15 protein-coding genes and 1 pseudogene are annotated in these 14776 nt (G+C 62.8%); 10 read left to right on the forward strand and 6 right to left on the reverse strand.

The features are described from left to right. Window positions 1-7: 7 nt before the first annotated feature. Window positions 8-760 carry a superoxide dismutase gene (locus tag JQ574_RS28345; RefSeq protein WP_212210002.1) on the forward strand — a complete coding sequence of 251 codons (753 nt, stop codon included), beginning with the start codon at window positions 8-10 and terminating at the stop codon, window positions 758-760. An 84-nt stretch (window positions 761-844) separates the two neighbouring features. On the opposite strand, the gene katG is transcribed toward JQ574_RS28345, so the two are convergent. After that, window positions 845-2986 (reverse strand): catalase/peroxidase HPI, encoded by a 2142-nt coding sequence (katG, locus tag JQ574_RS28350; protein ID WP_212210003.1) that lies wholly within the window; start codon window positions 2984-2986, stop codon window positions 845-847. Between the two features lie 102 nt (window positions 2987-3088). Here katG and JQ574_RS28355 point away from each other — a divergent pair, with 102 nt between their 5' ends. Continuing rightward, entirely contained in the window at window positions 3089-4027 is a 939-nt protein-coding gene (locus JQ574_RS28355; protein ID WP_212210004.1) for a LysR substrate-binding domain-containing protein, read from the forward strand. Window positions 4028-4303: 276 nt separating this feature from the next. After that, entirely contained in the window at window positions 4304-4900 is a 597-nt protein-coding gene (locus JQ574_RS28360) for a glutathione S-transferase family protein (RefSeq protein WP_212210005.1), read from the forward strand. Between the two features lie 113 nt (window positions 4901-5013). On the opposite strand, the gene fabB is transcribed toward JQ574_RS28360, so the two are convergent. Continuing rightward, a complete protein-coding gene (fabB, locus tag JQ574_RS28365) occupies window positions 5014-6237 on the reverse strand; it encodes a beta-ketoacyl-ACP synthase I (protein WP_212210006.1) in 1224 nt (407 codons plus the stop codon). Window positions 6238-6316: 79 nt separating this feature from the next. Continuing rightward, window positions 6317-6844: a 3-hydroxyacyl-[acyl-carrier-protein] dehydratase FabA gene (gene fabA / locus JQ574_RS28370; RefSeq protein WP_192736260.1), complete on the reverse strand. Its 528-nt coding sequence runs from the start codon at window positions 6842-6844 to the stop codon at window positions 6317-6319. A 383-nt stretch (window positions 6845-7227) separates the two neighbouring features. Between fabA and irrA the strand changes: the two genes are divergently transcribed. After that, a complete protein-coding gene (gene irrA / locus JQ574_RS28375; RefSeq protein ID WP_283813786.1) occupies window positions 7228-7683 on the forward strand; it encodes an iron response transcriptional regulator IrrA in 456 nt (151 codons plus the stop codon). Window positions 7684-7832: 149 nt separating this feature from the next. Here irrA and JQ574_RS28380 read toward each other — a convergent pair whose 3' ends face one another. Next, a complete protein-coding gene (locus JQ574_RS28380) occupies window positions 7833-8360 on the reverse strand; it encodes an SH3 domain-containing protein (protein WP_212210007.1) in 528 nt (175 codons plus the stop codon). A 428-nt stretch (window positions 8361-8788) separates the two neighbouring features. Between JQ574_RS28380 and JQ574_RS28385 the strand changes: the two genes are divergently transcribed. The 3 genes from JQ574_RS28385 (at window position 8789) to JQ574_RS28395 (ending at window position 10767) form a co-directional block, all read left to right on the forward strand. Next, window positions 8789-9790 (forward strand): D-glycerate dehydrogenase, encoded by a 1002-nt coding sequence (locus JQ574_RS28385; RefSeq protein ID WP_212210008.1) that lies wholly within the window; start codon window positions 8789-8791, stop codon window positions 9788-9790. 20 nt (window positions 9791-9810) lie between these two features. Beyond that, on the forward strand, window positions 9811-10482 hold the full coding sequence (locus tag JQ574_RS28390) for a uridine kinase (protein ID WP_212210009.1): 672 nt from the start codon (window positions 9811-9813) through the stop codon (window positions 10480-10482). Window positions 10483-10620: 138 nt separating this feature from the next. Then, window positions 10621-10767, forward strand: a complete 147-nt coding sequence (locus JQ574_RS28395) for a bacteriocin (protein WP_212210010.1) — start codon at window positions 10621-10623, stop codon at window positions 10765-10767. A 132-nt stretch (window positions 10768-10899) separates the two neighbouring features. Here JQ574_RS28395 and JQ574_RS28400 read toward each other — a convergent pair whose 3' ends face one another. Further along, window positions 10900-11820, reverse strand: a complete 921-nt coding sequence (locus tag JQ574_RS28400) for a LysR family transcriptional regulator (RefSeq protein ID WP_212210011.1) — start codon at window positions 11818-11820, stop codon at window positions 10900-10902. Window positions 11821-11941: 121 nt separating this feature from the next. Between JQ574_RS28400 and JQ574_RS28405 the strand changes: the two are divergent. The 3 genes and pseudogenes from JQ574_RS28405 (at window position 11942) to JQ574_RS28415 (ending at window position 13854) form a co-directional block, all read left to right on the forward strand. Next, a pseudogene (locus tag JQ574_RS28405) lies at window positions 11942-12943 on the forward strand (aldo/keto reductase). A 146-nt stretch (window positions 12944-13089) separates the two neighbouring features. Further along, on the forward strand, window positions 13090-13302 hold the full coding sequence (locus JQ574_RS28410; protein ID WP_192736254.1) for a hypothetical protein: 213 nt from the start codon (window positions 13090-13092) through the stop codon (window positions 13300-13302). A gap of 117 nt (window positions 13303-13419) precedes the next feature. Then, window positions 13420-13854 carry a hypothetical protein gene (locus JQ574_RS28415; protein WP_192736253.1) on the forward strand — a complete coding sequence of 145 codons (435 nt, stop codon included), beginning with the start codon at window positions 13420-13422 and terminating at the stop codon, window positions 13852-13854. A gap of 19 nt (window positions 13855-13873) precedes the next feature. Here JQ574_RS28415 and JQ574_RS28420 read toward each other — a convergent pair whose 3' ends face one another. Next, window positions 13874-14674, reverse strand: coding sequence for a molybdopterin-synthase adenylyltransferase MoeB (locus JQ574_RS28420; protein WP_212210012.1), 801 nt, complete (start codon window positions 14672-14674; stop codon window positions 13874-13876). Window positions 14675-14776: the final 102 nt, after the last annotated feature.

The following is a 14776-nucleotide window of genomic DNA, read 5'->3' on the forward strand; positions in this document are numbered from 1 at the left end:
GAGACTTATGTCCGCACTTTCGCGCCGTCATTTTTTCAGCGCCGCCGCCGGCTTCGTAGCCGTCGCGGCGGCACCGCGTGTCGTCTTTGCCCAGGCCGCCGCACCGGCACCTGCGGCTGCCCCGGCCGCGGCAGGTCCGTTCACGCTGCCGCCGCTCCCTTACGCCTTCAACGCGCTTGAGCCGCATATCGATGCCAAGACCATGGAAATCCACCATGGCCGGCACCATGCCGCTTACGTCAACAATCTGAACACCCTCGCCAAGACCAATGCGCAGCTCGGCACCAGCAAGGTGACGGACATCCTCGGCAATCTGAACGCCCTGAACGACGACATCAAATTCGGCGTGCGCAACAATCTCGGCGGCCATGCCAACCACACCATGTTCTGGGAAATCATGGCGCCGGGCGGCGGCAAGCCGGAAGGCGAGGTGCTGGCCGCGATCGACAAGGACCTCGGCGGCATGGAAAAATTCCAGAACGACTTCAACGCCGCCGGCGGACGCCAGTTCGGCTCCGGCTGGGTGTTCGTGACCGTTGCCAAGGACGGCAAGCTTGCGATCGAAACCCGCCCGAACCAGGACAGTCCGATCATGGACGGTAAGCGCGCGCTGCTCGGCAACGACGTCTGGGAGCACGCCTATTATCTCAACTACCAGAACCGCCGCGCCGATTATCTCAAGGCGTGGTGGAACACGGTGAACTGGGCCAAGATCGCCGAGCGCTATGCCGCGGCGAAGGCAGGTACGCTCGGCGTTTGATCGCGCGCTTCGTGCCGAAAGCGAAAGGGCGGCTCTTGAGCCGCCCTTTTTTGTCAGTGCTGCGTTCGTGCAGTGCTCGGGTGATCAGAACCGATCGAGGTTCATCACCTTGGTCCAGGCGGCGGCGAAGTCCTTGGCGAACTTCTCCTTGGAGTCCGCGCACGCATAGACCTCGGCGAAGGCCCGAAGCTGCGAATGCGAACCGAAGATCAGGTCGACGCGGGTGGCGGTCCACTTGACCGCCTTGGTCTTGCGGTCGCGGCCCTCGTACAGATTTTCGCTCGACGGCTGCCACTCCGTGCTCATGCTGAGCAGATTGACGAAGAAATCGTTCGTCAATGTCCCCACCTTGCTGGTGAAAACGCCATGCTTGGAGCCCCCGGCATTCGCGCCGAGGACGCGCAGGCCGCCGACCAGCGCCGTCATCTCGGGCCCCGTCAGCCGCAGCAATTGCGCACGGTCAATCAGCGCTTCCTCGAACTCCATGAACTGATGCCGCTTGGTGTTGACATAATTGCGGAAGCCGTCGGCACGCGGTTCGAGCGGAGCAAAGGATGCGACGTCGGTCTGATCCTGCGACGCATCCATGCGCCCCGGCGTGAAAGGCACCGTGACGTCGACGCCGGCGTCCTTGGCGGCTTTTTCAACCGCAGCCGAGCCGCCGAGAACGATCAGGTCGGCAAGCGAAACCTTCTTGCCGAATTCCTTCTGGATCGCCTCCAGCTTCTGCAGCACCGTGTTCAGCTCGGCCGGCTGGTTGACCTCCCAGTCCTTCTGGGGGCTGAGACGAATGCGCGCGCCATTGGCGCCGCCGCGCTTGTCGGAGCCGCGGAACGTCGATGCCGACGCCCATGCGGTCGAAACCAGCTGCGACACCGACAGGCCCGAGCTGAGAATCTTGGTCTTCAGCGTGGCGATATCAGCATCGCCGATCAGCGGATGATCCACCGCCGGGATCGGGTCCTGCCAGATCAGCGTTTCCTTCGGCACCAGCGGGCCGAGATAGCGCGCGACCGGGCCCATGTCACGGTGCGTGAGCTTGAACCAGGCACGCGCGAACGCATCCGCGAACTGGTCCGGGTTTTCGTGGAAGCGCCGTGAGATCTTCTCGTAAGCCGGGTCGAAGCGCAGCGACAGGTCGGTGGTCAGCATGGTCGGCACATGCTTCTTCGATGCGTCGTAGGCGTCCGGAATCGTGGCTTCGGCGCCTTTCGCCTTCCACTGCTTGGCGCCGGCCGGGCTCTTGGTCAGTTCCCATTCGTTCTCGAACAGGTTCTTGAAGAAGAGATTGCTCCACTTCGTCGGCGTCTGCGTCCAGGTGACTTCCGGACCGCCGGTGATGGTGTCGGCGCCGATGCCGGTGCCGTGCTTGCTCTTCCACCCCAAACCCTGATCCTCGAGCGCGCCGCTTTCCGGGTCGGAGCCCACCAGCGACGGATCGCCGGCGCCGTGGGTCTTGCCGAAGGAGTGGCCGCCGGCAATCAGGGCTACGGTTTCTTCGTCGTTCATGGCCATGCGGAAGAACGTTTCGCGGATGTCTTTCGCCGCCGCGAGCGGATCCGGGTTGCCGTTAGGGCCTTCCGGATTGACGTAGATGAGACCCATCTGCACGGCGCCGAGCGGCTCGGAGAGTTCGCGTTCGCCGCTGTAGCGTTCGTCGCCCAGCCAGGTGCCCTCAGGGCCCCAGAACAGTTCCTCCGGCTCCCAGACATCGGCGCGGCCGCCGGCGAAGCCGAACGTCTTGAAGCCCATCGATTCGAGCGCGACGTTGCCGGCGAGAACCATCAGGTCGGCCCACGAGATCTTGCGGCCGTATTTCTGCTTGATCGGCCACAGCAGCCGGCGCGCCTTGTCGAGGTTGGCGTTGTCAGGCCAGCTGTTCAGCGGCGCGAAGCGCTGCTGACCGGCCCCGGCGCCGCCGCGGCCGTCCGTGATGCGGTAGGTGCCGGCGCTGTGCCACGCCAGGCGGATCATCAGACCGCCATAGTGACCGAAATCGGCCGGCCACCATTCCTGCGATTCCGTCATCAAAGCGGTCAGGTCCTTGACCACGGCATTGAGGTCGAGGGTCTTGAATTCCTTGGCGTAATCGAACGCCTCGCCCATCGGATCGGACAGAGCCGAATTGCGGTGGAGCAACGAAACGTCCAGCGCGTCCGGCCACCAATCGCGGTTCGAGTGTCCGCGTTTTCCGCCCGAGAACGGGCATTTTGTTTTGTCGTCCATGATTGCCTCCTAAGGGCCGCTTCCTGAAGATTGGAAGCACTCTAAGAGCCACTTTCCATCAGTGGAAGTTGATTTTAATGATCGAACCGATAAGATATTCTGATGATCCAGATGACGCTCAGGCAGCTTCGTTATTTTGATGCGCTGGCCCGTCACGGCCATTTCGGGCGCGCGGCGGAAGCCTGCTCGATCTCGCAGCCCGCCCTGTCGATGCAAATCAAGGAAATGGAGCAAGCGCTCGGCGGCGCGCTGCTGGAACGCAGCGCGCGACAAATCACGCTGACGAAATTCGGCGAGGAGATCGTCCAGCGTGTCCGCGACATCCTGCGCTCGGTCGATGAACTCGGCGATTTCGCGCGCGCGGCACAGGACCGGCTTGCCGGCCGGCTGCGCATCGGCATGATCCCGACCATCGCGCCCTATCTGTTGCCGAAAGTGATCGAGAACCTCGCGCGCATGCATCCGGAACTCGACATCCACGTGCGCGAGACGCTGACGCCGAAGCTGATCAAGGAAGTGACCGAAGGCCGGCTCGATACGGCGATCGTGGCATTGCCGGTATCCGAGCCATCGCTGACCGAGGTCGCCTGCTTTTCCGAGAACTTCCTCTTGGTGCGGCCGGGCGAGGACGAGGGCACGCCGGTGCCGAGCCACGAGACGCTGCGCGAGATGCGGCTATTGCTGCTCGAAGAGGGACATTGTTTCCGCGACCAGGCGCTGTCGTTCTGCAACATGCAGTCGCCGCCGCGCGAGGTGCTGGATGCAAGCTCGCTGTCCACGCTCGTTCAGATGGTCGGCGCCGGCATCGGCGTCACCCTGATTCCGGAAATGGCGGTCACGGTGGAAACCCGCTCGGCACAGGTCTCGGTCGCGCGGTTCTCTAATCCGCAACCGTCGCGAACCATCGGCATGGTGTGGCGCAAGACAAGCCCGCTGGCCGCACAGCTGCAGCAAATCTCGGAAGTGGTGTGCCTCGCCGCCGACGCCCTGCGCGAACAGCGCAAGGCGAAACCCTCGCCGCGAACATCGCGGGCGCGATAAGCGAAGGCCTCACAGCCGCGCCTTATTTTTTGCTAGCCCATATATTTTGCCAGCCTTGCCTCCTGCTGCCCAACTACCCCAAAGACAATTGAGCAGGGTGGCAGCTGGCTCTCCGCGATTCGCTCGGGATCGCCGGCCAGTCGACCGCACGAAATAAAGTTGACCAATATATCGCTTGACGTTGAACCGTTCGTCCTAGGCGTAGTGCGTTGCCAATTCGAGTCAGACGCGCAATGAAGGTGGCATTGTCCGCCTCCGCCGATGAAAGGTTCCGCCATGATGCAGCTCTATTGGTCGCCCCGCTCGCGTTCGTTTTCCTCGCTGTGGCTGTTCGAAGAGACCGGGCAACCCTATGAACGCGTGCTGACGGACATCTCGACCGGCGCACAGCGTAAGCTCGAATATCTGGCGATCAATCCGATGGGCAAGGTGCCGGCGCTCCGGGATGGCGAGGCCACGCTTGCCGAAGCCGCCGCGATCGCGGCCTATGTCGCCGAGCGCTATCCGGAAGCGAAGCTGGCGCCGCCGCTCGGAGATCCGCTGCGCGCAAAGTATCTCTACTGGCTGTTCTTCAGCCCCGGTTGTATCGAACCTGCGATCGTGCAGCTCGCGACCAAGATCGAAATGAATCCGGTCGCGGCCGGCTGGGGCGATTCGCAACGCGTGATCGACGTGCTCGACAACGCGCTGGAGAAAGGTCCATGGATCCTCGGCGACAATTTTTCCGCAGCCGACATCATCATTGGCTCCGGGCTGAATTTCGCCGTGCGGCTGTTCAAGATGGTGCCGTCGCGGCCGTCGTTCGACGCCTATATCGATCGATGCGCGGCGCGCCCGGCGTTCCAGCGTGCAGAGAAGATCGCTGCCGGATAGGCCCAACTGTCGTCACCCGCGAAAGCGGGTGACCCAGTATTGCAGAGATATCGGTAATTGAATCGAGAAGCCGCGGCGTACTGGATGCCCCCGCTTTCGCGGGGCATCACAAATCACGCATCCATGCGCTTGAATACCAGCGTGGCGTTGGTGCCGCCGAAACCGAACGAGTTCGACAGCACGGTGCCGAGCTTGGCGTTGTCGATGCGCTTGCGCACGATCGGCATGTCGGCAAACACCGGGTCGAGCTCGGTGATGTTGGCGCTCTCGCAGACAAAACCGTTGTTCATCATCAGCAGCGAATAGATCGCTTCCTGAACGCCGGTGGCGCCGAGCGAATGGCCGGTCAGCGCCTTGGTCGCCGAGATCGGCGGGCATTTTTCGCCGGTGCCGAACACCTTGCGGATCGCCTCGATCTCGGGCGGATCGCCGGCGGGCGTCGAGGTGGCGTGCGGATTGATATAGTCGATCGGCGTCTTCACGGTCTCCATCGCCATCCGCATGCAGCGCTCGGCGCCTTCGCCCGAGGGCGCCACCATGTCGTAGCCGTCAGACGTCGCGCCATAGCCAACCACTTCGGCGTAGATGCGCGCGCCGCGCGCCTTGGCGTGTTCGAGCTCTTCCAGCACCACCACGCCGGCGCCGCCCGCAATGACGAAGCCGTCGCGGCTGACGTCATAGGGACGCGACGCGGTGGCGGGCGTGGCGTTGTATTTCGAGGACATCGCGCCCATGGCGTCGAACAGCACCGACAGCGACCAGTCGAGTTCCTCGCAGCCGCCGGCGAAGATCACATCCTGCTTGCCGATCTGGATCGTCTCATAGGCATTGCCGATGCAATGGTTGGAGGTCGCGCAGGCCGACGAGATCGAATAGTTCACGCCCTTGATCTTGAACCAGGTCGCCAGCGTGGCTGAGGCGGTCGACGACATCGCCTTCGGCACCGCGAACGGCCCCACGCGTTTGGGCCCTTTGGTCCGGGTGATATCGGCCGCTTCGACGATGGTGCGCGCGGACGGGCCGCCGGAGCCCATGATGATGCCGGTACGGACGTCGGAAACTTCGGTCGGGCTGAGACCGGCATCCTGGATCGCCTGCTCCATCGCGATGTGATTCCACGCCGCGCCCTCGCCGAGGAAGCGCATCGCGCGCCGGTCGATGACATCGGCGGGATTGAGGGACGGAGCGCCCTGCACCTGCGATCGGAAGCCGAGCTCGGCGTATTTTTCCGAGCGCGTGATCCCGGATTTCGCCTCATGAAGGCTCGCAAGCACTTCCTGGGTGTTATTTCCGATGGATGAGACGATGCCCATCCCCGTGATGACAACCCGCCTCATGATCGCCTCGTCCTGTCGTTTGCGTTTTGTGTGATAGCCGCCATCAAACCGAATGCCGCCTCATTGGAGAGCGGGTAACTTACGCTCCCGGCAATGCGGCACCCTGCTTTAACAGCCCCACCCTCAGATCCTTCGCGCGATAGATAATCTCGCCGTCGGCCGAAAGCCAGCCGTCGGCGATACCCAGCCAGAGCTTTAAACGCATCACACGCTTGATATCGACGTTGTACACAATCTTGCGGACGTTCGGCATCACTTGACCGGAGAACTTCAGTTCGCCGAGGCCCAACGCCCGGCCGCGGCCCTCGCCGCCAGTCCAGCCGAGATAAAAGCCGACCATCTGCCACAGCGCGTCGAGGCCGAGACAGCCCGGCATCACCGGATCGCCTTTGAAATGGCAGCCGAAGAACCAGAGATCCGGGTTCACGTCGAGTTCGGCGCGAACGATGCCCTTGCCGTATTCCCCGCCGGTTTCGGAAATTTCGGTGATGCGATCGAACATCAGCATCGGCGGCAGCGGCAATTGCGCATTTCCCGGGCCGAATAGTTCGCCACGGCCGCACGCCAGCAAATCCTCGTATTCGTAACCGCCGCGGCGATCCAGCATCGTTTCAGCCTCTCTCAGATGTCCCGATGAGCGCTTTCGAGCGAACCGGATCGGTTTCCCGCGGAAGAATGTCTGTTCCCGCAAATTGGCGCTACTTAGGGTGCCACCGGCAAATGTCCCTGCCGAATATGCATATGTGGTCCGCGCGCTCTGTAACATAGGCATTGGCGGGCGGCAAAGCACTGGATACGGGCTAAAAACACCATATCCCATCGTGGGTTCCGCCTTAACCTTGGGATCGTTCTAGTTGCGAAAAACTTGCATCTAAAGGATTTCCTTTTATATTGGGCAAGAATATTGCCCAAGTTTGTCAGCGTGGTACCGAAGTGGAAATGAACGACCAGGTCTCGACTGTGAACGATGACGCCGCTGACTTAGCTGCGATGGATCCGGCCGCCCGTGCCGCCGGACATCAACCGGCGTTGACCGGCTGTCCCTGGCATGACGTCAATGAAATGCTGCAAGCTGCCGGCCTGCGGCCGACCCGCCAGCGCATGGCGCTCGGCTGGCTGCTGTTCGGCAAGGGCGCGCGGCATCTGACCGCTGAAATGCTGTACGAGGAAGCGACGCTGGCCAAGGTGCCGGTCTCGCTCGCCACCGTCTACAACACGCTCAACCAGCTCACCGATGCCGGCCTGCTGCGCCAGGTCAGCGTTGACGGCACCAAGACCTATTTCGACACCAACGTGACGGCGCATCACCACTTCTATCTCGAGAACAATCACGAGCTGGTCGACATTCCCGATCCGCATCTGGTGCTGTCGCGGATGCCCGACGTGCCCGAAGGCTACGAGATCGCCCGCGTCGACATGGTCGTGCGGCTGCGCAAGAAGCGCTAACTGTCGTCCCGGCGAAGGCCGGGACCCATAACCACAAATGTTTGTTGTTGAGGGAAGGCGTCTGGTTGACTGCCTTATCGAAGGGCCGCGGCGTATGGGTCCCGGCCTTCGCCGGGACGACGTAAGAGTTTATTGCTCGACGCCTTAACTCAATCCACCTTCTCGTCGGCGTAGACGCCCCACAGCCGCTGCTGTTCGATCCAGCCGTCAAATCCGTTGCCGATCACGCGGCACCAGCCGGCGGCGCATTTCTTGACTTGGGCGACGACGCCGGCCTGCAGGCGCGCGGCGACCGCGCTGGACGGATCGGCGCGATCGTAGAGTGGCGCGAGTTCGTCCTTGGTCTTCATGGTGACGACGGCGGTGCGGCGGCCCGACAACAGGGAGTGATAGACCCAGCCCTCGGCGCCTTCGGAATCGCGCACCCGGCGCCAGTTCTCGAATTCAGCTGTTATTTCGACCGGCAGACCGGAGCGGGTGTAGACCCAGGCGACGTCGTTGTCCTTGGTCGGACCGGCTCTGACGTTCACATGATCGGATTTGAGGCTGACATAACGCGGCAGCGGGAGGCCGCTGGTGGTAGAGCCCGCTTCCTTGGCTGAAAAACCTGTGCTGACCGACGCACCCAGCATGCACCCTGCCAGCACTGCCATCGAACAGAAACGCCCCAACGCCATCAACTCGTCTCCTGCCGAAAACCTCAACTCGAATTCTTCGAGTTGAAACAATCCACTCAACGCCCGAAACCCAAGACCCTTAAGCCCAAGACCCTTAGACTTGAGTCCCCCATTGCCCGCCTTGGTCGCAACTCGGATTGTCGTTCCCGAGGGGTTCTTGTCTTGGCCCGGCCTTCTGCTAGAGAGGACGGAACGCTTGAGAACCAGAACGGCCGAATTTCCCTGATTACCTTGACCCTTCCCTTGGCAACCCCGAGGTAAGGATCGGGGAACCCAGGGGAGCGCTAAGGAAACCCAAGGAAACGACCAGGTAGCCGTTCGAACCGCGCAGCGAGTGCAGTGTCGAACAACCAGGTTAATGAGGCCTCAACGGCGAAGCTTCTGACTCGTCAAAGGTTGGGCGAGCCATTGCCTCATGAGAGCAGGACATGTCGGTTAAGAAAAAGCCTCTCGTCGTCGTCACCCGCAAACTCCCGGACTCGATCGAGACCCGGATGCGCGAACTGTTCGATGCGCGGTTAAATCTCGACGATACGCCGATGACGCCGGAACAGATCGCCGAGGCGGTCCGTACCGCCGACGTGCTGGTGCCGACCGTGACCGACCTGGTCAACGAGGAAATCCTCAAGCAGCCCGACTGCAAGCTGCGGATGATCGCCAATTTCGGCAATGGCGTCGACAATATCGACGTCACGGCGGCGCATGCGCGCGGCATCACTGTAACCAACACGCCGAAGGTTTTGACCGAAGACACCGCCGACATGACCATGGCACTGATTCTCGCGGTGCCGCGGCGGCTGATCGAGGGCGCCTCTATCCTCACCGACGGCAAGAACTGGCCGGGCTGGTCGCCGACCTGGATGCTCGGTCATCGCATCGGCGGCAAACGCCTCGGCATCATCGGCATGGGCCGCATCGGCCAGGCAGTGGCGCGCCGGGCGCGCGCCTTCGGCCTGCAGATCCACTATCACAACCGCCGCCCCGTCGCACCCATGATCGCCGACGAATTGGGCGCGACCTATTGGGAAAGCCTCGACCAGATGCTGGCGCGGATGGACATCATCTCGGTGAACTGTCCGCACACCCCGGCGACATTCCACCTGCTGTCGGCGCGGCGCTTAAAACTGATCCGGAAAGAGGCCTATATCGTCAACACCGCGCGCGGCGAGGTGATCGACGAGGATACGCTGATCAAGCTGATCGAAGCCGGCGACATCGGCGGCGCCGCCCTCGACGTCTATGAGCATGAGCCCGCCGTCAATCCAAAACTGGTTCGGCTGGCCAGGGCCGGCAAGGTCACGCTGCTGCCGCACATGGGCTCGGCCACGATCGAGGGCCGCGTCGAGATGGGCGAGAAGGTGATCATCAATATCAGGACCTTCCTCGACAACCACAAGCCGCCGGACCGCGTGCTGCCCAGCATGCTGTGAACCAACACAGCGAGGATGATGTGAGCGAAGCCCACGCATCCCTGCTGGACCGTCTCGCCGCCACCATCGTCGCACGGCATCCCACGCGGATTATCCGCGTCGCGATCGATGGTGTCGATGGCGCGGGCAAGACCACGCTGGCGGATGTGCTGGCGCCGCTCGTGGCAGCACAAAGCCGCCCGACGATCCGCGCCTCCGTCGACGATTTCCATCATCCCCGCGCCGTCCGTTATGCGCGGGGGCGGTACTCGCCGGATGGCTTTTATCTCGACTCATACGACTACGATTCATTTCGGACGTTGTTGCTCGATCCCTTGAGCCCCGGCGGCTCCGGTCGATACGTCGCAAGGCGTTTTGATCTCGACAACGACCGGCCGTTCGAGCCGGTCACGCAGCAAGCGTCGCCAACCGCCGCGCTGATCGTTGACGGCATCTTCCTGCACCGCCCCGAGCTTCGGGCCTATTGGGATCTCTCGATATTTCTGAAGGTCGACTTCAATGTTTCCGTGCCGCGCGGCGCGCAGCGCGGTGCGGATTTTGGCGCGTCCGATCCGGCTTCGCCGTCCAACCAGCGCTATGTCGGCGGCCAGCAGCGATATCTGAGCGAGTGCAATCCGGAACAACGTGCCGCGATCGTGATCGGCTACAACGACCTGCGCGAGCCGCAGATATTGAAGTGGCCACGGGCGTAGGCCGGCGCTCTGCCCGCCCCGGACATGCCGTTTCAGCCTGTCACCCGGGGAACAGCGCTGTGGTCCGGTCTCAGACATTCTCCAAATCACAGGAAACGAACGCTGTTGTCGCGCTCATCTGCCAGATGGAGAACTGCCATGAATACCCAGAATGCTCAGATCGATGTGCTTTCCGACGAAGAACTCACCGCCGTCTCGGGTGGCAAGGACCGGGTTCAAGTGACCAAGGAGCAGTATGAACAGATCCTCGAGGTCAAGTTCATGTTCGCCAGCCTGAAGAAGTAAGTCCGTAAGTCCGAATGCACTGAGCGGATTAGTAAGACGCAGTCCTCCGCCTTGGAAAATACGAGTACGGCGGATCAGGCCTCATGGCCGGTCCGCCGGACTTGTAAAATACGTAACTCCCTCGCGCGGAAGCTACGCCGTCTTTTCTTTACGTCTCTCGCGCTTGCGCCATTCCCCGACAAACGAGACGAACGCGCCTAGCGCCGGCGGCGGCTGGCGGCGGCTCGGGTAATACAGAAACGGTCCGGGAAACGGCGCGCACCAGTCGTCGAGCACGCTGACCAGCGCACCAGATTTGATGCCAAAGCGTACATAACCTTCAAACGTCAACCAGAAGCCGATCCCATCATGGACGGCGCGCAGCGCGAGGCCGAGATAGGTCGCGACCAGTTTTGCCGGCGGCGAAACCACCACGATACGCCCCGCCTTCTCGAATTCCCAATCCAGCATGGCGCCGCTGCCGAAGCGGGTGCGGATGCAGGCGTGATCGAGCAGGTCCTTTGGCTGCATCGGCTTGCCGTGCCGCGCCACATATTCCTTCGACGCCACCACCGCGTAGCGCTGCGGCGCCCCGAGCGAAACCGCAATCATGTCCTGCGCCAAATGCTCGCCGTAGCGCACGCCGGCGTCGAAACCGCCGGCGACGATATCGACGAATGCACTCTCGCCAACGATCTCCAGTTCAACTTGCGGATATTTTGCGAGGAACGGCGCGACCATCGGCGCCAGCACCAGATCGATCGCCGGCGGCGGCGCATTGATCCGCAAGCGCCCCGACGGCACGCCGCGCAGACCGCGCACCTGATCCAGGGCGTCGCCGACATCCGACATCGCCGGCCCGACCCGGGCCAGCAGCAGCTCGCCGGCTTCGGTTAGCGCAACACTGCGGGTGGTGCGGTTCATCAGGCGGACGCCAAGCCGCTCCTCCATGTCGCGTAGCCGCTGGCTGAGACTCGAGACGGAGACGCGCTGCTCGATCGCGGCGCGCCGGAAATTCCTGGTGCGCGCCACGGCGACGAACGCATCGAGATCGCGGAGGTCAAAATCCTGCATTGTTCGGTATACTGAACAAGCTATTAAGTATTGTCCAGCTTATCGCTGTAATCGCGATCGGCCATACCAGCCTCGTCAACCCGGCGCCGGAATCCCCGCCGCCAATACGAGGAGAGCCACCATGGAACACCGCAAACTCGGCAAAACCGGCCCCGACGTCGCCGCCGTCGGTCTCGGCTGCATGGGCATGTCGGACTTTTATGGTCCGGCCGACAGGGGCGAGAGCATCGCGACCATCCACGCCGCGCTCGACGCCGGCATCACCCTGATCGACACCGGTGATTTCTATGGCATGGGCCACAATGAAATGCTGATCCGCGAAGCGCTCGCCGGCCGCAACCGCGACGATGTGTAGATCAGCGTCAAGTTCGGCGCGCTACGCGATCCGGCGCGTGGCTTCATCGGCATCGACTGCCGCCCCGCAGCGGTGAAGAATTTCATCGCCTATTCGCTGCAGCGGCTCGGCGTCGATCACATCGACATCTACCGGCCGGCGCGGCTCGATCCGGCGGTGCCGATCGAAGACACGATCGTCGCGATCGCCGACATGATCAAGGCCGGCTATGTCAGGCATATCGGCCTGTCCGAAGTCGGCTCCGACACCATCCGCCGCGCCCATGCCGTGCATCCGATCGCCGATCTGCAGATCGAATATTCGCTGATCTCGCGCGGCATCGAGGCCGACATCCTGCCGACCTGCCGCGAACTCGGTATCGGCATCACGGCTTATGGCGTGCTGTCGCGCGGCCTGATCAGCGGACACTGGTCGAAAGATAAGTCCGGCGCGCAGGACTTCCGGCAGATGACCCCACGCTTCCAGGGCGCCAATCTCGACGCCAATCTGGCGTTGGTCGAGCCGCTGCGCGCGGTCGCCGCCGAACTCGGCGTATCGGTGGCGCAGGTCGCGATTTCCTGGGTCGCGGCGCAGGGCAATGACATCGTGCCGCTGGTCGGCGCCCGCCGCCGCGACCGCCTGACCGAGGCGCTCGGCGCGCTCGATGTGAGGCTTTCCGCGGCGCATCTGGACAAGCTCGCGAAGGCATTCCCGCCGGATGCAGCCGCCGGCACGCGTTATGCGGCGGAGCAAATGGCGCATCTGGACAGCGAGAAGAAGCGGGCCTGAACGCAACCGCACGAGTTCCTCGCGCCCCCACTCGCCGGCGCGCGAGGGTTCCGTGAGCAAAATCACGGTAACTCATCCAACCTGTCCCTAGCCTCCTGTAGCAGCCGAAGCGGATGGCCCCTTCGTCTCGCGACAGGAGAAGACAGATGAAGAAGTCCGACATTAACGCAGTCGAGCCTGCGAAGCCCGCGCTCGAAGCACCGGTCCAGCTCACCCCGGAACAGCTTGAAATCGTCGCAGCCGGTTTCAGGGCTGCGATCAACCGCGGATCGCTGGGCGATATCATCAAGGATATCACCATCTTCGGCAGATTTCCGACGCCGACGATGCCGGTACCCACAAAGACGGTTCTATTCTGAGTCGATCAAGAGACGAGATGGCGTTCGGCGCGTCGTGCGTCGGACGCCATCCCGGACGCCTTTTCATTTCAGGATAGACGCAGCTCACCCGGCACGCGCAGCGAGATAGAGGGATTCATGTCCAAGGATTTAAAGAAGCAGATCGACTGCCCGAGTTCGCAGGCGACCGACGAGGGCGCCCGAATCTTTGGCGTAATCACCGGTACGCCGGAGCAGCACCGGGTCGGATATCTCACCGAGACCGTGCCAATCTCCGAACAGGTCCTTGCCCTTGCGGGAGATGCCAAGCCCACGGAACTGTTCCGCATCGCGGCACCCTGCGCGGGCGCCAGCGGCGGCTGCAAGCATTTCAAGGGCAACACCTGCAGCTTGGCCAAACGGATCGTTGAAGGCGTCCCGGCTGTCGTGAACGCGCTTCCCGCCTGCGAGATTCGCCCCACCTGCCGCTGGTTCCGTCAGGAAGGCAAAGAGGCCTGCTTCCGTTGCCCGCAGGTCATGACGGACAAATCAAACGCGTCTGACTACGAGAAGCAGATTGCCGACATCGACTGACGGCGGATGCCGCCAGTCCTCACCGGTGCGCACTTAGATCAGTGATCGTGGGCGCATCACCATTGAGCGGGTTGGCCGGATCGCGCCGGTAGCGCAGGGTTTCGAACCGCATCGCGCGGGCGTCCACCATCACCAGCCGTCCGACCAGGCTGTCGCCGAAGCCGACGATCTCGCGAATCGCTTCCAGCGCCATCATCGATCCCAGCATGCCCGCGAGCGCGCCCATCACGCCGGCCTCGGCGCAGGCCGGCACCGTGCCCGGCGGCGGCGCCTCTGCAAACAGACAGCGATAGGTCGGATTGAACTCGCCGTCAGCGCCCCGTTCATGGGCGCGGATCGTGGTCAGCGATCCGTCGAACTGACCGAGCGCCGCCGTGATCAGCGGCTTGGCCGCGAGGAAGCAGGCGTCGGAAACAAGATAGCGGGTTTCGAAATTGTCAGACCCGTCGAGCACCAGATCATAACCGCCGATCAGCGACATCGCGTTGCCAGCATCGAGGCGCACCGCATGCGCCTCGAAGTTGACATGCGGGTTGAGCGCGTCGATCTGCTGCGCGGCACTATCGACCTTGCGCTTGCCAATATCGGGCGTCGTGTGGATGATCTGGCGCTGCAGGTTGGACAGCGAGACAATATCGTCGTCGACCACGCCGAGCGTGCCGATGCCGGCGGCGGCGAGATACATCAGGACCGGGGCGCCGAGACCGCCGGCGCCGATCACCAGCACGGACGCCTCCTTCAGGGCGGTCTGGCCGGGGCCGCCGACCTCGCGCAGCACGATGTGGCGGGCATAGCGTTCGAGTTCGTCGGCGGTCAGCATCGTCGATCTATTCCCATGCGCCGTTCCGTGAACCGGAGCGCGGTTGTTGCTGACCAAGCAGATGTGCTTAATTGACCCGAGGTCAATGATCGCTCCAATATT

The sequence above is a fragment of the Bradyrhizobium sp. AUGA SZCCT0158 genome (assembly GCF_018130065.1).
Taxonomy (GTDB): Bacteria; Pseudomonadota; Alphaproteobacteria; order Rhizobiales; family Xanthobacteraceae; genus Bradyrhizobium.

Bases quoted from the DNA above. Each gene is read 5' to 3' on its own strand.
- JQ574_RS28345 (WP_212210002.1), top strand. From the start codon at position 8: ATGTCCGCACTTTCGCGCCGTCATTTTTTCAGCGCCGCCGCCGGCTTC.
- katG (WP_212210003.1), bottom strand. From the start codon at position 2,986: ATGGACGACAAAACAAAATGCCCGTTCTCGGGCGGAAAACGCGGACAC.
- JQ574_RS28355 (WP_212210004.1), top strand. From the start codon at position 3,089: ATGATCCAGATGACGCTCAGGCAGCTTCGTTATTTTGATGCGCTGGCC.
- JQ574_RS28360 (WP_212210005.1), top strand. From the start codon at position 4,304: ATGATGCAGCTCTATTGGTCGCCCCGCTCGCGTTCGTTTTCCTCGCTG.
- fabB (WP_212210006.1), bottom strand. From the start codon at position 6,237: ATGAGGCGGGTTGTCATCACGGGGATGGGCATCGTCTCATCCATCGGA.
- fabA (WP_192736260.1), bottom strand. From the start codon at position 6,844: ATGCTGGATCGCCGCGGCGGTTACGAATACGAGGATTTGCTGGCGTGC.
- irrA (WP_283813786.1), top strand. From the start codon at position 7,228: ATGGATCCGGCCGCCCGTGCCGCCGGACATCAACCGGCGTTGACCGGC.
- JQ574_RS28380 (WP_212210007.1), bottom strand. From the start codon at position 8,360: ATGGCGTTGGGGCGTTTCTGTTCGATGGCAGTGCTGGCAGGGTGCATG.
- JQ574_RS28385 (WP_212210008.1), top strand. From the start codon at position 8,789: ATGTCGGTTAAGAAAAAGCCTCTCGTCGTCGTCACCCGCAAACTCCCG.
- JQ574_RS28395 (WP_212210010.1), top strand. From the start codon at position 10,621: ATGAATACCCAGAATGCTCAGATCGATGTGCTTTCCGACGAAGAACTC.
- JQ574_RS28400 (WP_212210011.1), bottom strand. From the start codon at position 11,820: ATGCAGGATTTTGACCTCCGCGATCTCGATGCGTTCGTCGCCGTGGCG.
- JQ574_RS28410 (WP_192736254.1), top strand. From the start codon at position 13,090: ATGAAGAAGTCCGACATTAACGCAGTCGAGCCTGCGAAGCCCGCGCTC.
- JQ574_RS28415 (WP_192736253.1), top strand. From the start codon at position 13,420: ATGTCCAAGGATTTAAAGAAGCAGATCGACTGCCCGAGTTCGCAGGCG.
- JQ574_RS28420 (WP_212210012.1), bottom strand. From the start codon at position 14,674: ATGCTGACCGCCGACGAACTCGAACGCTATGCCCGCCACATCGTGCTG.